The organism is Kitasatospora sp. NPDC004799 (genome assembly GCF_040609095.1).
GTDB lineage: Bacteria > Actinomycetota > Actinomycetes > Streptomycetales > Streptomycetaceae > Kitasatospora.
The window spans coordinates 1-22,234 of sequence record NZ_JBEXJK010000101.1 but is presented as its reverse complement, the minus strand read 5'-3'; the positions used below and the strand labels follow the sequence as shown (position 1 = coordinate 22,234).

Annotated in this window: 26 protein-coding genes and 1 pseudogene; 11 read left to right on the top strand and 16 right to left on the bottom strand. The window is 75.7% G+C overall.

What is annotated here, in order from left to right:
- Window positions 1-91: 91 nt before the first annotated feature.
- The 3 genes from ABZW03_RS15705 to ABZW03_RS15695 all read right to left on the bottom strand — a co-directional run bounded on the left by ABZW03_RS15705 (window position 92) and on the right by ABZW03_RS15695 (window position 2,257).
- Window positions 92-574 (bottom strand): hypothetical protein, encoded by a 483-nt coding sequence (locus ABZW03_RS15705; RefSeq protein WP_355257393.1) that lies wholly within the window; start codon window positions 572-574, stop codon window positions 92-94.
- 86 nt (window positions 575-660) lie between these two features.
- Window positions 661-1,272, bottom strand: coding sequence for a hypothetical protein (locus tag ABZW03_RS15700; protein ID WP_355257390.1), 612 nt, complete (start codon window positions 1,270-1,272; stop codon window positions 661-663).
- A gap of 160 nt (window positions 1,273-1,432) precedes the next feature.
- Window positions 1,433-2,257, bottom strand: a complete 825-nt coding sequence (locus ABZW03_RS15695) for a TIGR03084 family metal-binding protein (RefSeq protein WP_355257387.1) — start codon at window positions 2,255-2,257, stop codon at window positions 1,433-1,435.
- Between the two features lie 168 nt (window positions 2,258-2,425).
- On the opposite strand from ABZW03_RS15695, the gene ABZW03_RS15690 reads away from it, so the two are divergent.
- Window positions 2,426-3,202, top strand: coding sequence for a LuxR C-terminal-related transcriptional regulator (locus ABZW03_RS15690; protein WP_355257384.1), 777 nt, complete (start codon window positions 2,426-2,428; stop codon window positions 3,200-3,202).
- On the opposite strand, the gene ABZW03_RS15685 is transcribed toward ABZW03_RS15690, so the two are convergent.
- The 3 genes from ABZW03_RS15685 to ABZW03_RS15675 are packed head-to-tail and all read right to left on the bottom strand — an operon-like array spanning window position 3,195 to window position 5,971.
- Window positions 3,195-4,730 carry an AMP-binding protein gene (locus ABZW03_RS15685; RefSeq protein ID WP_355257381.1) on the bottom strand — a complete coding sequence of 512 codons (1,536 nt, stop codon included), beginning with the start codon at window positions 4,728-4,730 and terminating at the stop codon, window positions 3,195-3,197. The genes ABZW03_RS15690 and ABZW03_RS15685 overlap by 8 nt on opposite strands.
- A 51-nt stretch (window positions 4,731-4,781) precedes the next feature.
- Complete coding sequence (locus tag ABZW03_RS15680) at window positions 4,782-5,186, bottom strand: MerR family transcriptional regulator (protein ID WP_355257402.1); 405 nt, start codon at window positions 5,184-5,186, stop codon at window positions 4,782-4,784.
- 20 nt (window positions 5,187-5,206) lie between these two features.
- Window positions 5,207-5,971 (bottom strand): SDR family oxidoreductase, encoded by a 765-nt coding sequence (locus ABZW03_RS15675; protein ID WP_355257378.1) that lies wholly within the window; start codon window positions 5,969-5,971, stop codon window positions 5,207-5,209.
- 175 nt (window positions 5,972-6,146) lie between these two features.
- Between ABZW03_RS15675 and ABZW03_RS15670 the strand changes: the two genes are divergently transcribed.
- Together ABZW03_RS15670 and ABZW03_RS15665 are read left to right on the top strand one after the other, a co-directional pair.
- Window positions 6,147-6,731, top strand: a complete 585-nt coding sequence (locus tag ABZW03_RS15670) for a GNAT family N-acetyltransferase (RefSeq protein ID WP_355257375.1) — start codon at window positions 6,147-6,149, stop codon at window positions 6,729-6,731.
- A 4-nt stretch (window positions 6,732-6,735) separates the two neighbouring features.
- Entirely contained in the window at window positions 6,736-7,122 is a 387-nt protein-coding gene (locus ABZW03_RS15665; protein ID WP_355257372.1) for a VOC family protein, read from the top strand.
- 6 nt (window positions 7,123-7,128) lie between these two features.
- Here ABZW03_RS15665 and ABZW03_RS15660 read toward each other — a convergent pair whose 3' ends face one another.
- Window positions 7,129-7,599: a hypothetical protein gene (locus ABZW03_RS15660; protein WP_355257369.1), complete on the bottom strand. Its 471-nt coding sequence runs from the start codon at window positions 7,597-7,599 to the stop codon at window positions 7,129-7,131.
- Between the two features lie 195 nt (window positions 7,600-7,794).
- Here ABZW03_RS15660 and ABZW03_RS15655 point away from each other — a divergent pair, with 195 nt between their 5' ends.
- Complete coding sequence (locus ABZW03_RS15655; RefSeq protein WP_355257366.1) at window positions 7,795-8,442, top strand: NAD(P)H-binding protein; 648 nt, start codon at window positions 7,795-7,797, stop codon at window positions 8,440-8,442.
- A gap of 44 nt (window positions 8,443-8,486) precedes the next feature.
- Here the strand turns inward: ABZW03_RS15655 and ABZW03_RS15650 are convergent, their stop codons facing one another.
- A complete protein-coding gene (locus ABZW03_RS15650) occupies window positions 8,487-9,269 on the bottom strand; it encodes a class III extradiol ring-cleavage dioxygenase (protein WP_355257363.1) in 783 nt (260 codons plus the stop codon).
- Window positions 9,270-9,414: 145 nt separating this feature from the next.
- On the opposite strand from ABZW03_RS15650, the gene ABZW03_RS15645 reads away from it, so the two are divergent.
- Together ABZW03_RS15645 and ABZW03_RS15640 are read left to right on the top strand one after the other, a co-directional pair.
- The gene (locus ABZW03_RS15645; RefSeq protein WP_355257399.1) at window positions 9,415-9,879 is read left to right on the top strand and encodes a MarR family transcriptional regulator; all 465 of its coding nucleotides are present in this window, start codon (window positions 9,415-9,417) and stop codon (window positions 9,877-9,879) included.
- A 165-nt stretch (window positions 9,880-10,044) separates the two neighbouring features.
- A complete protein-coding gene (locus ABZW03_RS15640) occupies window positions 10,045-10,563 on the top strand; it encodes a GNAT family protein (RefSeq protein ID WP_355257360.1) in 519 nt (172 codons plus the stop codon).
- 46 nt (window positions 10,564-10,609) lie between these two features.
- Here the strand turns inward: ABZW03_RS15640 and ABZW03_RS15635 are convergent, their stop codons facing one another.
- A complete protein-coding gene (locus ABZW03_RS15635) occupies window positions 10,610-11,638 on the bottom strand; it encodes a LacI family DNA-binding transcriptional regulator (protein ID WP_355257357.1) in 1,029 nt (342 codons plus the stop codon).
- A 149-nt stretch (window positions 11,639-11,787) separates the two neighbouring features.
- On the opposite strand from ABZW03_RS15635, the gene ABZW03_RS15630 reads away from it, so the two are divergent.
- Entirely contained in the window at window positions 11,788-12,756 is a 969-nt protein-coding gene (locus tag ABZW03_RS15630; RefSeq protein ID WP_355257354.1) for a DUF4436 family protein, read from the top strand.
- A gap of 236 nt (window positions 12,757-12,992) precedes the next feature.
- On the opposite strand, the gene ABZW03_RS15625 is transcribed toward ABZW03_RS15630, so the two are convergent.
- The 5 genes from ABZW03_RS15625 to ABZW03_RS15605 all read right to left on the bottom strand — a co-directional run bounded on the left by ABZW03_RS15625 (window position 12,993) and on the right by ABZW03_RS15605 (window position 17,897).
- Window positions 12,993-13,754: a GNAT family N-acetyltransferase gene (locus ABZW03_RS15625; RefSeq protein WP_355257351.1), complete on the bottom strand. Its 762-nt coding sequence runs from the start codon at window positions 13,752-13,754 to the stop codon at window positions 12,993-12,995.
- A gap of 176 nt (window positions 13,755-13,930) precedes the next feature.
- Window positions 13,931-15,025, bottom strand: a complete 1,095-nt coding sequence (locus tag ABZW03_RS15620; protein ID WP_355257348.1) for an exo-alpha-sialidase — start codon at window positions 15,023-15,025, stop codon at window positions 13,931-13,933.
- A 159-nt stretch (window positions 15,026-15,184) separates the two neighbouring features.
- Window positions 15,185-16,645 (bottom strand): NAD(P)/FAD-dependent oxidoreductase, encoded by a 1,461-nt coding sequence (locus ABZW03_RS15615; protein ID WP_355257345.1) that lies wholly within the window; start codon window positions 16,643-16,645, stop codon window positions 15,185-15,187.
- Window positions 16,642-16,938, bottom strand: a complete 297-nt coding sequence (locus ABZW03_RS15610; protein WP_355257342.1) for a hypothetical protein — start codon at window positions 16,936-16,938, stop codon at window positions 16,642-16,644. Before ABZW03_RS15610 ends, ABZW03_RS15615 begins: the two co-directional genes overlap by 4 nt.
- Window positions 16,939-17,162: 224 nt before the next feature.
- Complete coding sequence (locus tag ABZW03_RS15605) at window positions 17,163-17,897, bottom strand: alpha/beta fold hydrolase (protein WP_355257339.1); 735 nt, start codon at window positions 17,895-17,897, stop codon at window positions 17,163-17,165.
- 239 nt (window positions 17,898-18,136) lie between these two features.
- Between ABZW03_RS15605 and ABZW03_RS15600 the strand changes: the two genes are divergently transcribed.
- Window positions 18,137-19,099: a YafY family protein gene (locus ABZW03_RS15600; RefSeq protein WP_355257336.1), complete on the top strand. Its 963-nt coding sequence runs from the start codon at window positions 18,137-18,139 to the stop codon at window positions 19,097-19,099.
- Between the two features lie 153 nt (window positions 19,100-19,252).
- On the opposite strand, the gene ABZW03_RS15595 is transcribed toward ABZW03_RS15600, so the two are convergent.
- The gene (locus ABZW03_RS15595; RefSeq protein ID WP_355257333.1) at window positions 19,253-19,642 is read right to left on the bottom strand and encodes a thioredoxin domain-containing protein; all 390 of its coding nucleotides are present in this window, start codon (window positions 19,640-19,642) and stop codon (window positions 19,253-19,255) included.
- A 245-nt stretch (window positions 19,643-19,887) separates the two neighbouring features.
- Here ABZW03_RS15595 and ABZW03_RS15590 point away from each other — a divergent pair, with 245 nt between their 5' ends.
- Genes ABZW03_RS15590 through ABZW03_RS15580 form a run of 3 tightly spaced genes read left to right on the top strand, consistent with a single transcriptional unit; the run spans window position 19,888 to window position 21,935 of the window.
- Window positions 19,888-20,496: a hypothetical protein gene (locus ABZW03_RS15590; RefSeq protein ID WP_355257330.1), complete on the top strand. Its 609-nt coding sequence runs from the start codon at window positions 19,888-19,890 to the stop codon at window positions 20,494-20,496.
- 48 nt (window positions 20,497-20,544) lie between these two features.
- Window positions 20,545-21,102, top strand: a complete 558-nt coding sequence (locus tag ABZW03_RS15585) for a sigma-70 family RNA polymerase sigma factor (RefSeq protein WP_355257396.1) — start codon at window positions 20,545-20,547, stop codon at window positions 21,100-21,102.
- A complete protein-coding gene (locus ABZW03_RS15580) occupies window positions 21,099-21,935 on the top strand; it encodes a zf-HC2 domain-containing protein (protein WP_355257327.1) in 837 nt (278 codons plus the stop codon). Before ABZW03_RS15585 ends, ABZW03_RS15580 begins: the two co-directional genes overlap by 4 nt.
- On the opposite strand, the pseudogene ABZW03_RS15575 reads toward ABZW03_RS15580, so the two are convergent.
- A pseudogene (locus ABZW03_RS15575) lies at window positions 21,900-22,234 on the bottom strand (hypothetical protein); the annotation flags it as partial. The gene ABZW03_RS15580 and the pseudogene ABZW03_RS15575 sit on opposite strands and share 36 nt — an antisense overlap.

Genomic DNA, 22,234 nt, shown 5'->3' with positions numbered 1-22,234 from the left:
CAGGAACGAGCATCGACCTCGGATATGTCCCCACCCATGAACAGCCCAACGAGCGAGCCCAACGAACGTCACGGTAAGCACCGTTGCAGTACTAGAAGGCGGGCTCGTCGGCCAGGTCGAAGATCCGCAGGTCGGTGAGGCGGACGGTGTACCAGACCTCCTGGCCGTCCCCGTCGCCCCAGAACTCGGTCAGCCGGACGGAGGCGTAGCCCTCCTCCTCCTTGACCTGCTGGGCCGACCAGTCCACCGGGACGTTCTGCGCGCGGAACACCGGGTCGGCGTCGTTCTGCTGCGCCCAGACGTCCAGCCGGTAGTTCAGGTACGGGGACAGGTACCGCTCGCGGACCTGCCGCGGGGTCTCGGAGCTCTGCCCGAGCACGGCGTTGCGGTACGCCTCGAGGAAGGTGACCACCTGGTGGGCGGCCGGGGTGCCCGCCCGTACCTGCGCCGCGGCGACCACCGGGGCGGGCGCCGCGGCGACGGCGGCCTGGGCGGGGGCGACGACCAGGCCGCCGACGGCGAGCAGGGCGGCGGTGGCGGACAGTGCGGCACGCATGGTGCGAGTGCGGATCATGCGGGCATTCCACCACCCGCCGAAAGCCCCGGCCTATCGCCGGAACGAGTGGTTTACCCGTACTGCCCAAGAGGTGTGACGATACGTCAGTTCGGATATCCGATTCCCGCGAGGTCCTCGGCGAGCTCGTCGAGGTCGGTGCCCGGGTTGAGCGCCGCCACCACGGCCGGGGTGAGCGGGCGCAGCGCCAGCACGTGCTCGACCGCGGCGGGGTCCAGCCCGTGCTCCGGCTCGAAGTACTCCTCGGCCCAGGCCCGGTAGGCCTCGGCGGAGCCGTCCAGCAGCAGTTCGAAGAGGCCCTCCGCGCCGTGCTCGGCGGCCGCGCCGTGCCAGGCGTCGTCCCCGGGGGCGCGCCAGAAGCAGACCGTCACGATCGGTCCGTCCTCGTCCTGGAAGGCCGGCTCCTCGGCGAAGCGGCGGAACTCCTCGGGCACGGCCGTGAGCAGCTCCGGGCTGTTCGCGGCCTCGTGGCCGAAGCCCCGCCCGTAGACACCGACGGGGGAGAACACCACGAACCAGTCGGCCCCCTCGCCGTCGCGCATCGAGGCCATCTCCTCGCCCTCGTCCCAGGCGGCGTCGAAGGAGTGGTACCGCGACTCCCAGTCGTCGGGGCTGAGGACGGCGTCGAGGGCGGCCAGTGCGCGGCAGCGGTCGCGCAGGACGGGGGCGGCGGGCAGGCGGCTGAGCAGGTCGTTCATGCCCGCCATTGAACCCCGGGCCTCTGACACGCGGTCCCCGGGGGTCCACCCTCCGCCCGCCCGGGGCCCGAACCGGCGCGCGCCGCACCTACGCCCCGCACCTACGCGCCGCACCTACGCGCCGCACCTACGCGCCGCACCTACGCCCCGCACCCGCGCCCTACGCCCGCGCCCCGGGCTGCCGCCCCGGGCCCGGCGCCCCGGCGAAGGCCTGGGCGATCGGCAGCCAGGCGGTGGCGACCGGCCCGGCGGCGGTGAGGGCGAGGTCGTCCCGGTGCCGGCGCTGGGCCACCAGCAGGCAGAAGTCCAGGGCCGGCCCCGCCACCACGTCCGCCGCCCCGGCCGGGCCGATGGACCAGGCTCCGCCGTCGGGCGCGGTGAGCTCCAGCCGGACCGGGCGCTCCGGTGCGGGCAGTCCGTGCAGGCCGAAGGCGAAGCCCAGGGTGCGCAGCCCCAGGTGGGCGATGTGCCGCAGCCGGTCGGTGGGCTCGCGGGTGGTGCCGAGCGCGTCCGCGACGTCCTGGCCGTGCGCCCAGGTCTCCATCAGCCGGGCGGTCGCCATCGAGGCGGGCTTCATCGGCGGGCCGAACCAGGGCAGCCGGGCGCCGGCCGGGGCGGCGGCGAGCGCGGCCAGCACCGCCGCCCGCCCGGCCCGCCAGCGGGCGAGCAGCGCCGCGGGCTCGGCGGCCGCACCCGCGCGGGCGCCGTCCTCGACCGGGTCGGCGCCGGCCGTCAGCAGCTCGGTGAAGCGCCCGCCGAGCGACGCGCCGAAGCCCTCCGGGTCGCGCGCGGCCAGCGCCGTCCAGTCGTCGGTCCAGGCCAGGTGGGCGATCTGGTGCGCCACCGTCCAGCCCTCGGCGGGCGTCGGACGGGCCCAGCCCTCGGCCGGCAGCCCGGCGACCAGGTCGTCCAGCACCGCGCTCTCGGCCCGCAGGTCCGCCAGCAGTCCGCCCAGGACGTCGCCCGGGGTGTTCGGGTCGGTCATCGGTCTCCCTTCCGACATCGACTTCCTCCGTTCCGGCCGGGGTAGTTGCTACCCGCCGGTAGCGTACCGGCGCACCCTACGCCTGCCCGGCCGCCGGCGTCCGGGACTCCGCGGAACACGCCTGTCCGGACTCTCGCCACCGGCCCCACCTCGTGTGACAATTCCGCGATGACCAGGGCTGCGGACCCCCACCTTGCGCAACCCGGCGACGGCGCTGCGCGACCCGACGACCCCGAACTCGGCGTGCGCGCCGCCGAGCTGGTGCGGGACGCCGTGCTCGGCGACCTCGCCCGCCGGGTGGTGGCCGAGTGCGGCGCCGACGTCGGCCTGGTCGGCGTGCCCGAGCCGCTGCCCGGCAGCCGCCCCGGCAGCGAGGGCATGGTGCTGCGCCACTGGGCCGGCACCCGGGCCGACCTGCTGCACGACGCGCCCGTCCCGGCCGGCGTCGGGCTCGGCGGCCGGGCGCTCGCCGAGCGCGCGCCCACCTGGGTGCCCGACTACCGTGCGGCGACGACCATTTCGCACCACTACGACGCGGCCGTGGCCGCCGACGACCTGTACGCGATGCTCACCGTCCCGCTGATGGACGGCGACACCGTGCACGGCGTGGTGTACGCCTCGCTGCGCACCGTCGTCCCGTTCGGGGACGTGCGGATCTCCGCGGTCGGCGTGCTGGCGAAGGCGGCGACCCGGGCGCTCGCCGGGGCCGCCGCCTGGAGCCGCGAACAGCCCCGGAAGGCCGCCCCCGTACCGCCGTTGACCCCGCGCGAGCACGAGGTGCTGCGCTGGGCGGCGACCGGCCGGACCAACCCGGAGATCGCCGCCCGACTGGGCCTGACCTGCAACACGGTGACGGGCTACCTCAAGTCCGCGATGCACAAGCTCGGCGTCCGCAACCGGACCGAACTCGCCCTCACGGCACGGGAGTCCGGGCTGGTCAGTTGACCTGGCGGTCCCGCCCGGCCCAGTACGGCTCGCGCAGCCGGAACTTCTGCAGCTTCCCGGTGGCGGTGCGCGGCAGGGCGTCCCGGAACTCCACCGTGGTCGGCGACTTGTAGCCGGCCAGCCGCTGCTTGCAGTGCGCGATCAACTCGGCCTCGGTGACCGCCTCGTGACCCTCCCGGAGCACCACCAGCGCCTTCACCGTCTCGCCCCACTTCTCGTCCGGCACGCCGATCACCGCCGTTTCGGCGACCGCCGGGTGGTCGTACAGGCAGTCCTCCACCTCGATCGAGGAGACGTTCTCCCCGCCGCTGATGATGACGTCCTTCTTGCGGTCGGAGATGGTCAGCAGGCCGTCCGTGAGGGTGCCGCCGTCACCGGTGTGGAACCAGCCGTCCCGCAGCGCCTCGGCCGAGGCCTCGGGCTGCTGCCAATAGCCGTCCAGCACGGTGTTGGAGCGCACCAGCACCTCGCCCTGGGCGTCCACCCGCAGCTGGGTGCCGAGCGCCGGGGCGCCCGCCTGCACCAGCTTCTCGGCCCGCTCGGCGGCCGGCAGCCCGTCCCACTCGGCCCGCGAACGGTTGACCGTGACCGCCGGGGAGGTCTCGGTCAGGCCGTAGAGCTGCATGAACTCCCAGCCCAGCTGCTCCTCGACCTGCTGCACCACCGAGGTCGGCGGCGGGGCGCCGGCCACGATCATCCGCACCCGGTCCCGGCCGGGCACCGGGCCGTCCCAGTCGGCGGCCGCGTCCAGCACCATCTGGACCACGGCGGGCGCGCCGGACAGGAAGGTCACCCCGTGCCGCTCGACCCGGCGCAGGATCTCCGCGCCGTCCACCTTGCGCAGCACGATGTGCCGGGCGCCCAGGCCGGTGAGCGAGAACGGCAGGCCCCAGCCGTTGGCGTGGAACATCGGCAGGGTGTGCAGGTAGACGTCCCGGTCGCCGGCGCCGTAGTGCAGGGCCATCAGCGTCGCGTTCAGCCAGATGTTGCGGTGGGTGAGCTGAACGCCCTTGGGGCGGGCGGTGGTTCCGCTGGTGTAGTTGATGGTGGCGGTGTCGTTCTCGGCCACCGCGTACCGCCGGGGGGTGCCGTCGAAGTCGTACAGCACGGCGTCGCTGTCCGCGCCGAGCACGAACTTGTGCTTGGCCACCACCCCGTTCAGGGAGTCGGCGACCTCGGGGTCGACCAGCAGCACGGAGGCGCCGCTCTGCTCGACGATGTACGACACCTCCTCGGCCCGCAGCCGGAAGTTCACCGGCACCAGCACCCGGCCGTACCCGCTCACCCCGAAGAAGGAGGTCAGCAGCCGGGCCGAGTTGTGCGAGACGATCGCGACCCGCTCGCCCGGCCCGACGCCGAGCCGGTCCAGCCCGGCGGCCTGGGCCCGGGCCAGCTCGGCGACCCGGCGGTAGCTCAGCTCGCCCCAGGATTCGGCCGGCTGCACCGGCTCGTCGACGATGCCGACCCGGTCGCCGTAGACCAGCTCGGCCCGGTCGAGGAAGTCCATCACGGAGAGTGGAATCTGCATGGGGCCACTGTCCTCTCCCGTCCGGGCCCTGCACACCCCCGATCGGGGGTGTCACCCGTCCGTGCGCGCCCCGGCTCCGTCCGGGCAGCCACCGGCCCCCGCCGCGCGCACGTCGGCCGCCGCCAGGGCCGCGACCAGCCGGTCCCGGGCCTCGGTCTGGGCGGCGATCCGGCGCTCCAGCACCGCCAGCCGCTCCCGGGCGATCCCCAGCACCCGCGCGGACGGCCGCCCCGCCAGCACGTCCCCGTCCAGGCAGCCCAGCAGCGGCCGGAGGTCCTCCAGAGTGAGCCCGGCGGCCACCAGCGCGCGGATGTTGCGCACCCGGACGACCGCCGACTCGCCGTACTCGCGGTAGCCGTTCGGCGCGCGCTCGGAGTCGATCAGCCCGGCCTGCTCGTAGTGCCGCAGGGCCCGGGCGGTACCGCCCGTCCGGGCCGCCAACTCGCCGATCCGCACCGCCACCCGCCCCTTCCCGGTCAGCCCACCAGCGCGCCGCCGTCCACCGACAACACTACGCCGGTCACGAACGAGGCCTGTGGCGAGGCGAGTCGGGTGACCGCCCAGGCCACCTCCGCCGGGCTGCCGATCCGCCCCAGCGGGGTGTGCTCGATCTGCCACTTCCGGATCGCCGCCCGCTGCTCGGGGTCGTACCCGGAGTGGTCGCCGATCGGGGTGTCGATCGCGCCGGGCGCCACCGCCACCACCCGGATCCCGCGCGGCGCCAGCTCCACCGCCCAGCTGCGGGTGACCGTCTCCAGCGCCGCCTTGCTCGCCGCGTACACCGAGTTGCTCGGCCAGCCGCGCTGCCCGACGGCGGTGCTGACGTTGACCACCACGCCACGGCTGCGCTCCAGCGCGGGCAGCGCGGCCTGCCCGAGCAGCACCGGGGCGACCAGGTTGGTGGCCAGCAGTGCCTCCACGCCCGCCCGGTCGAAGTCGCCGAGGGCCTGCCGGCTCTGCACGATCCCCGCGTTGTTGACCAGGACGTCCAGCCGCCCGTACCGCTCCAGCGCCGCCCCGACGATCTCCTCCGGCGCCTGCGGGCCGGTCACGTCCGCGACCAGCGGCCCGATCAGCGCCGGATGCGCGGCCGCCGTCTCCTCGAGCGGCCCGAGCCGCCGCCCCACCGCCAGCACCCGCGCCCCCTCGGCCGCGAAGGCCCGCGCCGTCTCCCGCCCGATCCCCGTCCCGGCTCCGGTGACCACCACGACCCGGCTCTGCGTCCCGCTCTCGTTGCTCATGGGCCCACTTTCCGACCCTGCCGCCAGCGTCAGGGTCAAGCGGGACCCGTCGGAGCCGCCGGAGTCGTCCCCGCACCCGAGCCACCGAGCGGGAGGCAGGCCCCTTCGAACCTCCGGGCCGGCCGCCTGCTAGGAAGGTCGCACCGCACGGTGACCACCCAGGGGGAAAAGGCCCATGAACGACCGACAGCCCGGCAGCATTGCATACGTGGCCGTCCCCGCCCACCCGACGGCCGACGGCCTGCTGCTGCGCCCCTTCGAGGACGCCGACGCGCCCGCCCTGATCGAGGCCTTCCGGGACGCGACCCTGCGCCGCTACACCCGCACCCCGGTGGACGACGCCGAGCAGGCCGCGCACTGGCTGCGCCTCCAGTACGAGGGCCGGGCGGCCGGCACCCGGTACCCCTTCGCCGTCCTGGACGCCGGCGAGCTGGTCGGCAACGTCGTGCTCAAGCGCGGCACCCCGGGCGGGGAGACGGCCGAGGTGGGCTACTGGACGGCCGGCCCGGCCCGCGGGAAGGGCGTGGCCCCGCGCGCCGTGGAGGCGCTCACCACCTGGGCCTTCGCCGCCTTCGCCGAGGACGGCCTGCGCCGGATCGACCTGCTGCACGAGGGCGACAACCACGCCTCCTGCCGGGTCGCCGAGAAGAGCGGCTACGCGTTCACGGAGATCGTCCCGGCCTTCCCGCCCTACCCGCTGGACGGCCACCGGCATTCCCGGAAACGGCTGGACGGGACCGAGCGGGGCCGGTCAGAGTAGGCGGATGGCTTCTCTGGTACGACATGTGACGATCGACTGCGCCGACCCGCACTCCCTCGCCGGCTTCTGGGCCGCGGCCCTGGAGGGCTCCCTGAGCGAGGACGACAACCCGGGCGACGACGAGGCCCTGGTGGACTCCGCCGGCGCCGCGCTGCTCTTCATCCGGGTGCCCGAGGGCAAGTCGGTGAAGAACCGGGTCCACCTCGACCTCCAGCCGCAGGACCGCAGCCGGGACGAGGAGGTGGAGCGGGTGGTCGCCCTGGGCGCCACCGTGGTGGCGGACCACCGCCGCCCGGACGGCACGGGCTGGGTCACCCTGACCGACCCGGAGGGCAACGAGTTCTGCGTCGAGCGCAGCCAGGCCGAGCGGGACGCCACCGAGCAGGCGTAACACCTCCTAGGCAGGCCACTCGCCCATGGCCGCCCGCCAGGTCCACGAGGCCTTGCGCGGGCGGCCGTTCAGTTCCCCGCGCCCGGTGCACCAGAGCAGCACCTCCGCGGGGTGGACGGCCGGTTCCCGCGGGGCGTCCGGGAAGAGCCGGTCGAGCACGAGACGGCACAGCTCGGCGGGCGGCCGCCAGGGCAGGCCGAGGCCGCTGGTGATGTCGTGGGTGTGCAGCAGGGTCTCGGCGACGCCCATCGCGGCGAAGCCGAGCGGCTCGCAGGGCCCGTGGTGGTAGGCGCGCAGCTCGGGCGGGGCGGCGTCCAGGGCGGTGGCGAGCAGCTGCCCGGCGGCGGTGACCACGGTGAGCACCTGGGCCGGGTCGGCCTCGGGCCGTACCGTGAGGTCCAGCGGCAGGTAGCGGTCCCGGGGGCGGGCGGCCAGCGAGGCGTCCAGGGCGTTCCGTACGGGGTCGCCGTTGCGCATGACCACTCCCCTTCGATCACTCCTTCGACGGAACCTCACACGATAGGCCCAACGCCCGGGCCCGCGCCGGGAGTCCGTCCGATAATCGACCCTGTCCGACGCGTCCGGTCCCTTCCGGGGCCGCCCCGTCGGCGCCACCAGCCGCGACCCACCAGCCGCGACCCACCGCCCGCGAGCCAACGAGGCAGGTACCCCATGGCCAGAATCGCCGTGATCGGCGCCAACGGCACCATCGGCAGCGCCGTCGTCGCGGAGGCGGCGGCGCGCGGGCACGAGGTCACCGCCGTGGTCCGCGACCCGGACCACTACCGGGGCGACGCCGCCTTCGTGGAGCGCGCGGACGTGCTGGACCCGGCGGACGTGGCCCGGGTCGCGGGCGGCCAGGACGTGCTGGTGAGCGCCGTCGGCGGCGGCGACGGCCCGGGCCACCTGGCGCTGATCGAGCCCGCCGCCCGGTCCCTGGTCGAGGGACTGCGCGCGCTGGGCGACGCGGCGCCCCGGCTGATCGCGGTCGGCGGGGCGGGCAGCCTGGAGACCGCGCCGGGCGTGCGGGTCTGGGACACCCCGGGCCTGCCGGAGCCGGTCCTCCAGATCATGCACGCCCACGGCGCGGCGCTGGACTACTACCGGACGGTGTCCGACCTGCGCTGGACGGTGCTCAGCCCGGCCGCCGAGATCGGCCCGGGGGAGCGGACCGGCCGCTACCGCACCGGCCTGGAGCAGCTGGTCACCGACGCCGAGGGGCGCAGCCGGATCTCGGTGCCGGACTACGCGGTCGCCCTGGTGGACGAGATCGAGCAGCCCGAGCACATCGGCGAGCGCTTCACCTGCTGCTCCTCGTGACGGCGCTCGGTAGGAAGGGCCGCGGGAGGGTCCTCCCGCGGGGCTCAGCCCAGCTGGATCGAGCGCTTGGCCAGGCCCATCCAGAACCCGTCGATGACGCTGCGCTGGCTGTCCAGGTCGGCCTCGCCGGCACCGAGGGTGACGAACAGCGGGGCGAAGTGCTCGGTGCGCGGGTGGGCGAGGCGCCCGGCCGGGGCCTTGTGCTCGAAGTCGAGCAGCGCGTCCAGGTCGTGGGCCTCCAGGGCGCGCCGGCCCCAGTCGTCGAACTCGGCCATCACCGAGGTGACCCGGCCGTCGCTGCTGAGCGCCCGCAGGTTGTGGGTGAAGAAGCCGCTGCCGACGATCAGTACGCCCTCGTCGCGCAGCGGGGCGAGCTTGCGGCCGATCTCCATCAGCCGCTGCGGGTCGAGGGTGGGCAGCGAGACCTGGAGCACCGGGACGTCGGCGTCCGGGTACATCTCCACCAGCGGGACGTACGCGCCGTGGTCGAGCCCGCGGTCGGGGATGTCCTGAACGGGCGTGCCGGGGGCGCGCAGCAGCTTGCGCACGCGCTCGGCGAGCTCCGGCGCGCCGGGGGCGGCGTACTGGACCCGGTAGTAGTGCTCGGGGAAGCCCCAGAAGTCGTACACCAGCGGGAGGGTGGTGACGGCGCCGAGGGCGAGCGGGGCATCCTCCCAGTGGGCGGAGACCATCAGGACGGCCTTGGGGCGGGGCAGGTCGGCGGACCAGGCGGCCAGCTCGCCCGGCCAGACTGGGTCGTCGGCCAGCGGCGGAGCGCCGTGCGACAGGTACAGGGCGGGCATGCGCTCAGGGGCCGCGGTGCTCATGGCGTCCTCCTCGGGACCGTTCGATCGGGCGGTGCGGGTCGGTGAGTGGGTAGGTAGATAGTTCAAATTTGAACCTCTCCTGCGGTCGACGGTACACCTTCGTTCGAATTTGAACAACAGGAGTAGGCTTCACCCCATGTCCTCACTGAACGAACCCCGCTGGCTCGACCCGGACGAGGCGGCCGCCTGGCGGGGCTTCGTCACCGCGAGCAACCTGCTGAACCGGCGGCTGGAACGCCAGCTCAAGGAGGACTCCGGACTCTCCCACCAGCAGTACGAGATCCTGGTGCACCTGTCCGCCGCCCCCGGCGACTCGCTGCGGATGACCGAACTCGCCGACAAGCTGGTCACCTCCAAGAGCGGTCTGACCTACCAGGTCACCCAGCTGGAGCGGGCCGGCCTGGTCGCCCGCCGCTCCTGCCCCAGCGACGTGCGCGGCGTCATCGCCGAACTCACCGACCAGGGGCGGGAGATGCTGCGCCAGGCCGCGCCGGGGCACGTCGCCCTGGTGCGCGAGCTGCTGATCGACGTGCTCAGCCGCGAGCAGCTCGCGGTGCTCGCCGAGGGCCTCGGCGCGGTCAGCGCCCGGCTCCGGCTGGAGGACGTCTGACCCACGCGGGCCGGTGGCCCGTCCTCCCCGACGGCCACCGCGGCGCCTGCCGCGTCGGCGCCGCCACCGCCTGCCGCGTCGGCGCCGCCACCGCACGCCGGAAGGGGCCGGACGGCGGTCCGAAAACACTCGCCGGAGCCGGGTTTCCGTGCCAACATGCCCCATATGGGGACGATTCTGCACGGCACCTTGGTCACGCTCCGCCCGGCCACCGGTGAGGACATCCCGGCACTGGCGGCCATCCGCGGCACGCCCGAGGTGTTCGCCCGCTGGCGGGGCGGTGACGACCTGGCCGGCGAGGTCGCCAACGACCTGGAGTCGCCCGGCACCGAGACCTTCGCGATCGACCTCGGCGGCAAGGTGGTCGGCGCCATCCAGTGGTACGCCAACAACGACGACGAGTACCGGCACGCCGGGATGGACCTCTACCTCGACCCCACGGTGCACGGCCTGGGCCTGGGCACCGACGCCGTGCGCACGATGGCCCGGCACCTGGTGCACGACCACCACTACCACCGGCTGGTGATCGACCCGGCCGCGGACAACCTCGCCGCGATCCGCTGCTACACCAAGGTCGGTTTCCGCACCGTCGGCACCATGCGCCAGTACGAGCGCGGCCCGGACGGCACCTGGCACGACAACGTGCTGATGGACCTGCTCGCGGACGAGCTGCTCGAAGGCTGACGCGGCCGCGCCGGTTCGCGTGCCGGCCGCTGCCCCGGCCCCGGCGTCAGTCCCGCGCCGCGGCCGGCGGGCAGCCGCAGGAGCGCCGGACCACCAGCTGGGCCGGGAAGGTCCGGGCGCCCCGGGCGCGGCGCTCCGGCCCGCCGAGGACGAGCTCCAGCGCGGCGCGCGCCATCTCGTCCTGCGCCGTGGTGACGGTGGTCAGCGCGGGCCCGGCGATCACCGCCTCGGCGATGTCGTCGAAGCCGGCCACCGCGAGGTCCTCCGGCACCCGGATGCCGAGGTCGTCGGCGGCCCGCAGCAGGCCGATCGCCTGGTCGTCCGTGGCGCAGAAGACGGCGGACGGCCGGTCGGGCCGGGCGAGCAGGGCGAGCGCCTCGGCGTGCGCCCGGACCCGGTCGAACGGCGCCGGGGTGAGCCGTCCCTCGGTGGGCAGCCCGGCCTCCTCCAGCGCGGCGACCCAGCCGGCCGTCCGCCCGGTGACCGGGTCGTGCGGGCTGAGCGCGCGGGTGCCGCCGAAGCAGTGCACCTCGGCGTGCCCGTGCCCGAGCAGGTGGCGGACCACCTCGCGGGCGCCGCCCTCGTCGTCCGCGACCACGGCGACGCCGCCGGCGCTCTCCGCCCGGTGGTGCAGCAGCACCACCGGGGTGCCGTCGGCCACGTCGAAGCCGGTCAGCCCGGGGGTGGCCGGGTCCTGGGTGACCAGGATCAGACCGTCCACCTGCATCCCGAGGAAGGCGCGGATGTAGTGCGCCTCGCGCTCGTCGGCGTAGTCGGAGTTGCCGATCAGCAGCAGCCGGCCGTGCTCGGCGGCGGCCTGTTCGACGGCGTGCGCGAGCCCGGCGAAGAACGGCTGGCGGGCGTCCGGCACGACCATTCCGAGCAGGTCGGTCCGCCGCCGGGCCATCGCCTGGGCGACCCGGTTCGGCCGGTAGCCGAGCTCCTCGACCGCCGCGAGCACCCGCGCCCGGGTCGCCGGCGCCACCGGGCGCGGCCCGTCGTTGATCACATAACTCACGACCGCCGTGGACGTCCCCGCCGCCCGCGCCACATCGTCCCGCGTCACCCTCGCCATGACCGTTGAGCCTACACAGCCCCTCCGACCAGCCTGTTTGCCGAGTGCCCGGCCACCCCGATCGGCCCCTCCGCGGTTGCGGTCCGGCCCTGGCCGCCCGGAGGGTGGCGGGACAGGCGGCACCCTCGGAGCCGCCACCGCCCGACCACGTGAGCAGGCAGATGAGCGCGCCGCCGCACCGGCGGGCCGTCCGGAGCACGCGCCCGGCGGCCCGGCCGCGGGTCCGGATCCACGCCCGGGTCCGGGCCGCCCGGGCCGCGCCGCCGCTGCCCAGGGTCGCGCCCTGGCGCCCGTACGCGGTGCTGGCGGCGATCCTGATGTTCTGCGCGGCCGGGCTGCTGCTCTACCTCAACGAGCGCTCCAGCCGCGGCCACGTCCAGGTGGTCGGCGCCGTGTCCGAGCCGGACGTGCTGGAGGTCGACGTGACGCTCCAGCGGGTGGACGCGGCCGCGCAGACGCTCACCGCGAAGGTCCTGGTCCAGCCGCACGGCGCCCTGCAGCAGGGGGACAGCCCGCTGGTCCCGGCCGGGGACGTGGTGCTGGAGACCACCTCGCTGGAGCAGACCTCGCTCAGGTACCCGGCCGGCCAGCAGATCGCCTCCAGCGCGGTGTCCTTCAACCTCTTCGACGGGCAGGTCTCGGACTACCCGTTCGACCACTACAACGCGGTCGTCGGTTTCCAGGCCACCGTCGGCGGGCGCCCGGTCCCGGTGGTGATCGGCCTGGAGGCCGCCGACCCCTCCTTCGCCTTCCGGAAGGTGCAGGAGCAGCACGAGGGCTCCGGCATCGCGGTGACCGAGCGGATCAGCCGCTCCCGCAGCACGTTCATCCTGGCCTGGTTCATGATGGCCGCGATGTGGGCGCTGGCGCTGTCCGTGCTGGCGGCGGCCGGGCTGATCGTCCGGCAGCGGCGCGGCATCGTCTGGCCCGCCCTCGGCTGGATGGCGGCCACGCTGTTCGCGCTGGTCGGCATGCGCAACGCCGCGCCCGGCAGCCCGCCGATCGGCTCGCTGCTGGACTACGCGGCGTTCTTCTGGGCGGAGCTGCTGGTCGCGGTCGGCCTGACCACGGTCGTGGCGCGCGGCGTCCGGGTCGAGGGCGGGCACAAGGGCCGGTAGCCGTCGTGGGACGGGCGGTCGGTACGCGTAGTCCGCCAGTACGCGTAGTCCGCGGTGACGTCCGCCGAGAGGCCGAGGGCGCGTTCGGCGCGGGGGCCGCGCAGGGCCGGCAGGCTCTGGGCGAGCGCCTGGGCGGCGTGCTGGGCGGGATCGCGGTGCTGGAACTCGCCCGGCCCTGAGGCGCCGGGGGCGGCCCGGGGGCGCGCCGGGGCGCGGGCGAGCTCCGGGTGCGGCTGCTAGCCGGCCGCCACGGCGTCGGGCACGACGACCGTCAGCGAGGTCTCCTGGAGCACGAAGTCCAGCGCCTCGTAGACCCGGCGGGCCGGGTTGCCCTCGGACACCACCAGGGTCACGTCGGCGAGCCCGCGCTCGGCGGCGTCCCCGATCGTCCGGCGCAGCAGGTCGGCGCCGAGGCCGCGGTAGCCGCGCTCGGGGTGGCGGAAGACGTCGGCGACCCAGGGCCGGCCGTCGCGGTCGGTGAGGATCACCCCGGCGACCACGCGGTCCTGCGCGTCCACCGCGAGCAGGCTGGACGGCAGCACCGGGCCGATGACCTCACCCGCGAGCAGCGGGGCGAGCCGTTCGGCCAGCACCTGGGCGTCCTCGCCCGGGTAGTGGTCGACGTGGTCGGGCGCGAAGGCCTGCCGCCAGGCCTCGTACAGCTCCTCGGGCGCGCGGTCGCAGGGCACCGCCCGCAGGCCCTCGCGCAGCGGCGCCGCCGCCCAGTCGGCCGGCGGGGGATCGGCGCGCAGGTCGCGGGCGAAGGTGTGGGCGTGCCGCAGCACCCGCGCGCCCTGCGCCACCAGCTCCCGCCCGAGCCCGGGCGGGCCGGAGACCACCCAGCCGGGCAGCTCGGCCCGGATGAACGCGGCGGCGTCCACCGACTCGTCCAGGACCTCCAGCAGGTCGGCCCAGGGCCGCCCCTCCCGCTCGTCCAGCAGGTAGCGCAGCACCGGCTCGCCGTCGGCACCCCGCCTGACCACCCAGTCCTCGGCCATGGCCCACCCCACATTCCCGCGATCGGTCGCGTGATCGTTCGTCGGCGGCCCATGGTCATCGAGGCCCTGCGGCTCGGCAACCGGTTATTTCCGGCCACCGCCGAACGGCTACCGTCGGGTGACCGGCGCCGGGCGACCAGCGGGTCAGGCCGTCACCGCGTCGGGCCGTCACCGCGTCAGGCCACCACCGCCGCCCGGACGCAGAGCACGTCCGGCAGGTGGGAGAGCAGCAGCGACCAGCTCTCGCCCTCGTCCCGGCTGCCGTACACGTCGCCGGTCCGGTTGCCGAAGTAGATCCCGGCCGGGTCGGCGTCGTCGGTGCGCAGGGCGTCGCGCAGCACGATGCCGTAGTGGTCCTCGCCGGGCAGGCCCTGGGCGAGCTGCTGCCAGCTGGTGCCGGCGTCGGTGGTGCGGAAGACCCGGCAGCGGCGGCCGGGCGGGATGCGGTCGTCCGAGCCGCCGAGCGGGAAGAGGTAGGCGGTGTCGGCCCTGCGCGGGTGGGCGGCCACGGCGAAGCCGAACTCGGCGGGCAGCCCGTCCACGATCGAGCGCCAGCTGTCGCCCCAGTCGTCGCTGCGGTACACGCCGCCGTGGTTCTGGAGGTAGAGCCGCTCCGGGTGGACCGGGTCCGGGGCGATCTTGTGCACGCACTGGCCGAACTCGGGGTACTGGCCCTCCTCCGGGAAGAACTCGGCGCGCAGGCCGGTGTTGGAGGGCTGCCAGCTGTCGCCGCCGTCCTTGCTGCGGTAGACGCCGCCGCTGGAGACGGCGACCAGCAGCCGCTGCGGGTCGCGCGGGTCGGTCAGGATGGTGTGCAGGCCCTGGCCGCCGTAGCCGGCGCCCCACTGCGGCCGCTGCGGGTGGTTCCAGAGCGGTTCGACCAGCGCGAAGGTCTCGCCGCCGTCGGTGGAGCGGAACAGCGCGGCCGGCTCGGTGCCCGCGTACACGACGCCGGGGGCCTCCGCCCCGGCGGGCTGGAGCTGCCAGACCCGGGTGAGCGAGGCGCCGGTGGACTCCGGGAAGCGGATGGCCGGCCGCGACGGCTCGGACCAGCTCTCGCCGAGGTCGTCGGAGCGCCAGACCGACGGTCCCCAGTGGCTGCTGTCGGCGCCGACCAGGATTCTGGTCCGGCCGTCGCGGCGGTCGACGGAGACGGAGTAGATCGCGTTCATCGGGAAGTGCGGCCCGCTGAACTCCCACGTCAGCCGGTCGCGGCTGCGGCCGAGAAAGAGGCCCTTCTCGGTTCCGACGGCCAACAGCACCTCGGTCATGCCTCACACCACCTGGTCACGAGTACGGCCCCCTGGACGCCCCCCGACTGCCAGTGTCCCGCCGTCCACGGGTGGTCACATCTCGCCGCGCCGGTCACCCGGGAGGCGGACATCCGTTCGAGGGGCCGCCCGTTCGGGGCTGCCTCCGGCCCGTTCGGGCTACCCCCGGCAGTCCTCCAGCAGCCGCAGCCAGACCTCGCTGATCGTCGGGTACGCGGGCACCGCGTGCCAGAGCCGGTCGATCGGCACCTCGCCGACCACCGCGACGGTCGCCGAGTGCAGCAGTTCGGCCACCCCGGGGCCGACCAGGCAGGCGCCGACGATCAGCTCCCGGTCCAGGTCGAAGACCACCCGGGCCCGGCCGCGGTAGTCGTCGCCGTAGAGCGAGGCCCCGGCGACGGAGCCGATCTCGTGGTCGACGGTCTTCACCCGCAGCCCGGCCGCCTCGGCGGCGGCCCGGGTCAGACCGACGGCGGCCACCTCGGGCTGGGTGAACACCACCTGGGGCGCGCCCGCGACATCGGCGGACGCGGCGTGCGCGCCCCAGCGCGAGGTGTCCAGCGGGCGCCCCTCGGCGCGGGCGGCGATCGCGGCACCGGTGATCCGGGCCTGGTACTTGCCCTGGTGGGTGAGCAGCGCCCGGTGGTTGACGTCCCCGGCGGCGTAGAGCCACTCGCCGCCGTCGCCGTCCACCCCGTCCACGCCGAGCACCGTGCAGCTGTCGTCCACCTCCAGCCAGCCGCCCGGCTTCAGGCCGACCTGCTCCAGCCCGATGTCGGCGGTGCGCGGGGCCCGGCCGGTCGCGTACAGCACCTCGTCGGCGGTCAGCGTCCCGCCCCCGTCGAGGGTGAGGGTCACCGGCCCGGAGCCGTCCGCCCGCTCCAGCGCGGTGACCTCGGTGCCGAAGCGGACGTCCACCCCGGCCGCCCGCAGGCCCTCCGTGACCAGCTCGCCCGCGAACGGCTCCATCCGCGGCAGCAGCCCGTCACCGCGCACCAGCAGCACCACCTCGGAGCCGAGCGCCCGCCAGGCGGCGGCCATCTCCACCCCGACCACCCCGCCGCCGACCACCGCCAGGCGCCCGGGGACGGTCGGCGAACCGGTCGCCTCCCGGTTGGTCCACGGGCGGGCCTCGGCGAGCCCCGGCACGTGCGCGGGCAGCACCGGGCGGCTGCCGGTGCACACCGCGACGGCGTGCCGGGCGGTGAGCACCCGCTCGCTGCCGTCCTCGGCCTCCACCGCCACCGTCCGCACCCCGGCCAGCCGGCCGTGGCCGCGGACCAGCTCGATGCCGGTGTCCCGCAGCCACCGCACCTGGCCGTCGTCCTGCCAGTCGGAGGCGAAGGAGTTCCGCCGGGCCAGCACCGCGGCCGGGTCCAGCCGCCCGTCGCCGACCGCCTCCCGGGAGCCGGCCACCGCGCGGGCGTCGGCCAGCGCGGCCACGGGCCGCAGCAGCGCCTTGCTGGGCATGCAGGCCCAGTACGAGCACTCGCCGCCGACCAGCTCGGCCTCCACGATCACGGTGCGCAGCCCGGCGGCGACCGTCCGGTCGGCCACGTTCTCGCCGGTCGGGCCGGCCCCCAGGACGATGACGTCGTACTCCTCGGCGGTGCTGGTCATGCCCGGTCCTCCGTGGTCTCGATGGCCACCCCGGCGCGCGGTGCGGGGGTGACGGGCGTGCGCCCGGGGTCGTGGTGCGGCCGGGCCCCGGCCGGGCCGCCTCCGGTTCCGTAGCCGAGCCCGGTCCGGCCGGCCGGCGGCGGCCACGGGGCGCGCTCGTGGCGCGTCCGCGGGGTGGTCACCGGGCGGGAGCCGGGCGGGGCGCCCAGCGGCGCGAACGGCCTCGAACCGCCGTCCGGCCGGAACTCCGGCCCGGATTCCGGCGGTTCGGTACGGCTGGGCTGCTCGCGCACGGGTGCTCGCTCTTCGCTCGGGTACGGCGTGCGCCCCATCCTGCCGGTCCGGGCGCGGTTGCGCGACGGACGGACACGCCGAGGGCGCCGTCGGACGAACCGCCGGGCGCGGACGGGACAGGCCGGGGCCCGGCGGCGGACGGTGCGGCGGGCCCCGGCGGCCGGCGCAGCGGCGCACCGCCGGGCGCACCGCCAGGGCACACCGAGCGGCCGGAGCGGCGGGCTCAGAGCGCGGCGAGCTCCGCCAGCACCGCCGCCGTGTCGGCCGGGCGGGAGAACATCGGCCAGTGCCCGGTGGGCAGTTCGCGCAGCTCCCAGTTCGGCCCGGACAGCCCGGCGAAGTACGGGTGCCCGGCGGCGATCAGCTCGCGCACCTGGGCGAGCGGGAAGGAACAGGAGACCAGGGCGTGCGGCAGCGCGGCCCCGGCGCCGGTCAGCCGCAGCCGGTCCCGGTATACGCCGGCCGGGTGCGGGGTGGCGCGGGCGCGGATGCGGGCGAGGGCGGCCTCGTCCAGCCCCGCCACGCTCGCGCCGTGCTCCGACAGGTACTCCCAGGACGGCATCGGGAGACGGCCGTCGACCACCGAGGCCTCGGCCATCCGCTGGTAGTCGGGCTGCCAGAGGTCGTACAGCGCCGAGCCGTCGACCAGCGGGCCGCTGTCCAGGTAGACCACCCGGCGGATCCGCTCCGGCATCCGGTCCGCGAGCACGCCCACCGGGGCGCAGGCGCCGCTGTGCGCGACCAGGACGACGTCCGTCAGGTCCTCCCGGAGCAGCAGCTCGGTGAGGTCGGCGACGTGGTCCTCCAGCCCGAACTCGCCCACCTCGTCGGCGCGTTCGGCCACCCCGGGCAGGCTGACGGCGTACACCCGGTGCCCGGCCGCGCGCAGCGGCGCGGCCACCTCGTCCCAGGCCCAGGCGCCGATCCAGAACCCGGGGACCAGTACGAACGTGCTCATGGCGGATCACTCCATTCGTCGGTGGGGATGTCCGGGGAAGCCTCGACGGGCCGCGGCGCCCTGCGGAGGGCGTCGTCGCGGTGGGGCCTCCTTCACCGCCGACTCTAGAATCGGATCCGGACAGAAGTCGCCCGGATTTCCCCCGCGTCGTGCCGGGGCGTCCGGAAGAGCCGGGACGTCCGGAAGAGCCTGGACGTCCGGAAGAACGGCACTGAGCACGGAAGAGGCAGGAGCGCACGGTGGAGCACCCGGTCAGCCGCGTCCTCGCCCTGCTGGAACTGCTCGAGGACCGTCCCGGCCTGACCGGCGCCGAACTGGCCGCCCGGCTCGAGGTCGACGAGCGCACCGTCCGCCGCTACGTCGCCCGGCTGGCCGAACTCGGCATCCCCGTCGAGGCCGACCGCGGCCGCTACGGGGGCTACCGCCTGCGGCCCGGCTACCGGCTGCCGCCGCTGATGCTCACCCCCGACGAGGCGGCCTCCGTCGTCCTCGGCCTGCTGGCCGGCCGCAGCTCCGGCCTGTCGGTGGGGGAGGGGGCCACCGGGACCGCCCTCGCCAAGATCCAGCGGGTGCTGCCGCCGCCACTGCGCGAACGCGTCGCCGCCGTCGAGCAGACCCTCGGCCTCACCGCGCTCCCCGCCGCCGGCCCCGGCCCGGCCGCCGCCGCGCTGTTCACCCTGGCCGAGGCGGCCCGTCGGCGGCGCCGGGTGCGGCTCTCCTACCGGGACCGCGAGGACCGGCCCAGCGAGCGCGAGTTCGACCCGTACGGGCTGGTCTTCCACTCCGGGCGCTGGTACACCACCGGGCTCGACCACCGCAGCGGCGAGCCGCGCACCTTCCGGCTGGACCGGATCACCCGGGTCGAGCCGGGCGAGGCCGGCTTCGAGCCGCCCGAGGACTACGACCCGGTCCAGCGGGTGGTGGAGTCACTGGCCGGGGCGCCCTGGCGGCACCGGGTGGAGGTGGAGCTGGCGACCACCCTCGCCGAGGCCCGCCGCCGGCTGCCGCCCGCCGTCGGCACGCTCACCGAACTCGCCGACGGCCGGGTCCTGCTGCGGGCCCGGGCGCAGAACCTGGACGGCGTCGCGGTGCTGTTGGCCGGCCTGGGGTGGCCGTTCACCGTCCGGGAGCCCGCCGCACTGCGCGCCGAGGTACGGGCGCTCGCGGACCGGCTCGCCGCCTGGGGCGCCGAGCCCGCCTGACCGAGCCCGACTGACGGAGCCCGCCCGACCGAACCCGCCTGACCGGCCGGCCCGGCCGGTCGACCGGCGACGCGCCCGACCGACGGACCGGGCGCGGGCACGGCGAGGGGCCCGGGGAGGGCGGACGCTCCCCGGGCCCCTCGGACGGCCGGATCAGGCCTGGCCGTTGGCCGCCTGCTCCGCGGCGACCTTTCGCTTCACCTCGGCCATGTCCAGGCCGCGGGCCTGGCCGATCAGGTCCTCGAACACCGCCTCCGGCAGCGCTCCGGGCTGCGAGAAGACGAGCACGCCCTCACGGATGATCGCCAGCGTCGGGATCGACTGGATGTCGAACGCGGCGGCCAGCTCCTGCTGCGCCTCGGTGTCCACCTTGGCGAAGACCAGGTCCGAGTGGCGCTCGGCCGCCTTCTCGTACACCGGGGCGAACTGGCGGCACGGCCCGCACCACCCGGCCCAGAAGTCGATGAAGACGAAGTCCTTGCCCTCCGGGCCCGGGACGATCTCGTCGAAGTTCTCCTTGGTCAGCTCGACCGTGCTGCTCATCTCGCGATTCCTTCCCTTCCGGAGGAGGCGTTCCGGCCGGTTCCGGCCGTGTGCCCGCCACAACCGTGCCGGTCGACGGGGTATTCCACGAGGGGTGTTCCGGGCAGGGTGTTCCGCGCGGGCTGTTCCGCGCGGGCTGTTCCGGACCGGGAGCGCCGCGCCCCCGGGTTGAGCAGTCGGCGGCCACCGCCCGTACAGGAGGGTGTCCGGCCCGTCCGACCCCCTTCCCCTGCGGGAGGCACCCCATGCGCAGCACACTCCGCACCCGCCGGACCGTCGCGCTGGCCGCGTCCGGCCTCGCGGTGGCCGCCCTGATCGCCGGCTGCGGCTCGTCCGGCGGTTCGTACGGCGGCTCCTCGGGCGGGTCGGGCGGCCCGAGCGCCCCGGCGGCAGGCGTGACCCTGCGGACCGCCCAGGACCCGAAGCTGGGCACGATCGTCACCGACGCCGCCGGCTTCACGCTCTACCGCTTCGACCAGGACCGGAACAGTCCGCCGGAGTCCTCCTGCAACGGGAGCTGCGCCGTCGTCTGGCCGCCCGAGCACGCGGACGGCGGCGTCACGGTGAAGGGCATCGACGGCAAGCTGGTCGGCACCGTCACCCGCGCCGACGGCACCGCGCAGGTCACCCTCAACGGCTGGCCGGCCTACCGCTACGCGCCGGACACCAAGCCCGGCGACACCAAGGGGCAGGGCGTCGGCGGCACCTGGTTCGCGCTGACCCCGAGCGGCGGCCGGGCGGGCGCCGCGGGCGGCACCGCGCCGAGCCCGGCGAACCCCGGCCCGATGCCGGGCACCCCGATGCCGGGGAATCCGACGCCGGGCAACCCGATGCCCGGCACCCCGGGCTACTGACCGGTTCCGACCGCCCTCGACCAGGAGGCCCGGGTGCGCAACGATGAAGTGGTGACCGAGGAGCACCCCGTCGGCCGCTCCGGCGGTCCCGGCACGGGGGCGCCGGACGAGGAGCTGATGCGCGCCCTCTACCGGGAGCACGCCGGTCCGCTGTTCGGCTTCGTGCTCCACCTGGTCGCGGGCGACCGGCAGCGGGCCGAGGACGTCGTGCAGGAGACGCTGGTCCGCGCCTGGCGCAACATCCACCGGCTCGACCCGGCGGGCGGCTCGCTGCGGCCCTGGCTGGTCACGGTCGCGCGGCGGATCGTGATCGACGGCCACCGCAGTGCGCTGGCCCGGCCGCGCGAGGTGGACGTCTCGGCGCTGGAGCAGCTGCCCGCCGAGGACGGGATCGACCGGGCGCTGCGGATGATGACCGTCGCGGACGCGCTCGGCGACCTCTCGCCCGCGCACCGGGAGATCATCGTCGAGACCTACCTGAAGGGCCGCACGGCCAACGAAGCGGCCGCCGAACTCGGCATCCCGGCCGGGACGGTGCGCTCGCGGGTGTTCTACGCGCTGCGCTCGCTCAGGCTCGCGCTGGAGGAACGGGGAGTGACATCGTGACCAGGCACCCCGACCCCGATCCCGGCCCCGACCGGCTGCCCGGCGACCTGCCCGGGGGCGACCCCGACCGTCCGCCGGTCGAAGCCCCCGGCGGCCCAGAACATGTCGACGTCGGCGCGTACGTCCTCGGTCTGCTGGAGCCCGCCGAGCGCGCCGCCTTCGAGCGGCATCTCGCGGACTGCCCGCAGTGCGCCGAGCAGGTGGCCGAACTCGGCGCAGTGGAACCGCTGTTGGCCGAGTATGCGGCCACCGCGCGGGCGGCCGGAACGGACCCGGCCGACCCGGCCCCGCAGCCGGACCCGCGCCTGCTGGACCGGCTGGTCGCCGAGGTCGGCACCACCCGGCGCCGGGGCCGGGTGCGGCGGCTGGTGCTCGCCCTGGCCGCCACCGCGATGGTGGCGGCGGGCCCCGCCGTCACCGCCGCGGTGCTCACCGCCGACCAGGGCCCCGCCGTGGTCGCGGCGGCCGAGCAGTTCAGCGCCACCGACCCGGGCACCGGCGCACGCGCCACCGTCGGCGTGGACGGCACCATCTGGGGCAGCCGGATCAGCCTGCAACTCTCCGGCGTGCACGGCCCGTTGAGCTGCGAGCTGGTCGCCGTCTCGCGCACCGGCGAGCAGCAGACCGTCACCAGCTGGTCCGTCCCGGCAGGCGGCTACGGCAACGGGACCGGGAACGGCAGCGGGACCGGGAACGGGAACGGCAATGGGGACGGCACCGTGCGCACCACCGGTGGCGCCGCCCTCCGGCCCGGGGACATCGACCACTTCGAGGTCCGGGTCCAGAACGGCGGTGCGCTACTGGTCGCGGTCCCGGCGCAGCACGCCGGTTGAGTCCCAGCGGACCGTGTACGACTCCAGCCGCTCCACCCGGGCCGTCCCCCGGACCCCGGGCCAGTGCGGGCTCGGCTCGCCGGTGCCGCTCATGTGCTCCCGCCGCCAGGTCCGGCTCCAGCCGACCCGCAGCGCCGGCTCGAAGCTGTGCCACTGCCCGCAGCCGCAGGGCGTCAGCACCCGCGCGCAGCAGCGGCACAGCTCGGCGAGGCCGCGGCCGAGGCCGCGACCGCGACCGCGAGCTGGACCTGGACCGCCGTCGGCCCCGGGCCCGCCGTGGCCGGTCGGGACAGATCGGA

What these genes read in the sequence shown, in the direction of transcription:
- ABZW03_RS15705 (WP_355257393.1), bottom strand. Translation starts at nt 574, where the DNA reads ATGATCCGCACTCGCACCATGCGTGCCGCACTGTCCGCCACCGCCGCC.
- ABZW03_RS15700 (WP_355257390.1), bottom strand. Translation starts at nt 1,272, where the DNA reads ATGAACGACCTGCTCAGCCGCCTGCCCGCCGCCCCCGTCCTGCGCGAC.
- ABZW03_RS15695 (WP_355257387.1), bottom strand. Translation starts at nt 2,257, where the DNA reads ATGACCGACCCGAACACCCCGGGCGACGTCCTGGGCGGACTGCTGGCG.
- ABZW03_RS15690 (WP_355257384.1), top strand. Translation starts at nt 2,426, where the DNA reads ATGACCAGGGCTGCGGACCCCCACCTTGCGCAACCCGGCGACGGCGCT.
- ABZW03_RS15685 (WP_355257381.1), bottom strand. Translation starts at nt 4,730, where the DNA reads ATGCAGATTCCACTCTCCGTGATGGACTTCCTCGACCGGGCCGAGCTG.
- ABZW03_RS15675 (WP_355257378.1), bottom strand. Translation starts at nt 5,971, where the DNA reads ATGAGCAACGAGAGCGGGACGCAGAGCCGGGTCGTGGTGGTCACCGGA.
- ABZW03_RS15670 (WP_355257375.1), top strand. Translation starts at nt 6,147, where the DNA reads ATGAACGACCGACAGCCCGGCAGCATTGCATACGTGGCCGTCCCCGCC.
- ABZW03_RS15665 (WP_355257372.1), top strand. Translation starts at nt 6,736, where the DNA reads ATGGCTTCTCTGGTACGACATGTGACGATCGACTGCGCCGACCCGCAC.
- ABZW03_RS15660 (WP_355257369.1), bottom strand. Translation starts at nt 7,599, where the DNA reads ATGCGCAACGGCGACCCCGTACGGAACGCCCTGGACGCCTCGCTGGCC.
- ABZW03_RS15655 (WP_355257366.1), top strand. Translation starts at nt 7,795, where the DNA reads ATGGCCAGAATCGCCGTGATCGGCGCCAACGGCACCATCGGCAGCGCC.
- ABZW03_RS15650 (WP_355257363.1), bottom strand. Translation starts at nt 9,269, where the DNA reads ATGAGCACCGCGGCCCCTGAGCGCATGCCCGCCCTGTACCTGTCGCAC.
- ABZW03_RS15640 (WP_355257360.1), top strand. Translation starts at nt 10,045, where the DNA reads ATGGGGACGATTCTGCACGGCACCTTGGTCACGCTCCGCCCGGCCACC.
- ABZW03_RS15635 (WP_355257357.1), bottom strand. Translation starts at nt 11,638, where the DNA reads ATGGCGAGGGTGACGCGGGACGATGTGGCGCGGGCGGCGGGGACGTCC.
- ABZW03_RS15625 (WP_355257351.1), bottom strand. Translation starts at nt 13,754, where the DNA reads ATGGCCGAGGACTGGGTGGTCAGGCGGGGTGCCGACGGCGAGCCGGTG.
- ABZW03_RS15620 (WP_355257348.1), bottom strand. Translation starts at nt 15,025, where the DNA reads ATGACCGAGGTGCTGTTGGCCGTCGGAACCGAGAAGGGCCTCTTTCTC.
- ABZW03_RS15615 (WP_355257345.1), bottom strand. Translation starts at nt 16,645, where the DNA reads ATGACCAGCACCGCCGAGGAGTACGACGTCATCGTCCTGGGGGCCGGC.
- ABZW03_RS15605 (WP_355257339.1), bottom strand. Translation starts at nt 17,897, where the DNA reads ATGAGCACGTTCGTACTGGTCCCCGGGTTCTGGATCGGCGCCTGGGCC.
- ABZW03_RS15595 (WP_355257333.1), bottom strand. Translation starts at nt 19,642, where the DNA reads ATGAGCAGCACGGTCGAGCTGACCAAGGAGAACTTCGACGAGATCGTC.
- ABZW03_RS15590 (WP_355257330.1), top strand. Translation starts at nt 19,888, where the DNA reads ATGCGCAGCACACTCCGCACCCGCCGGACCGTCGCGCTGGCCGCGTCC.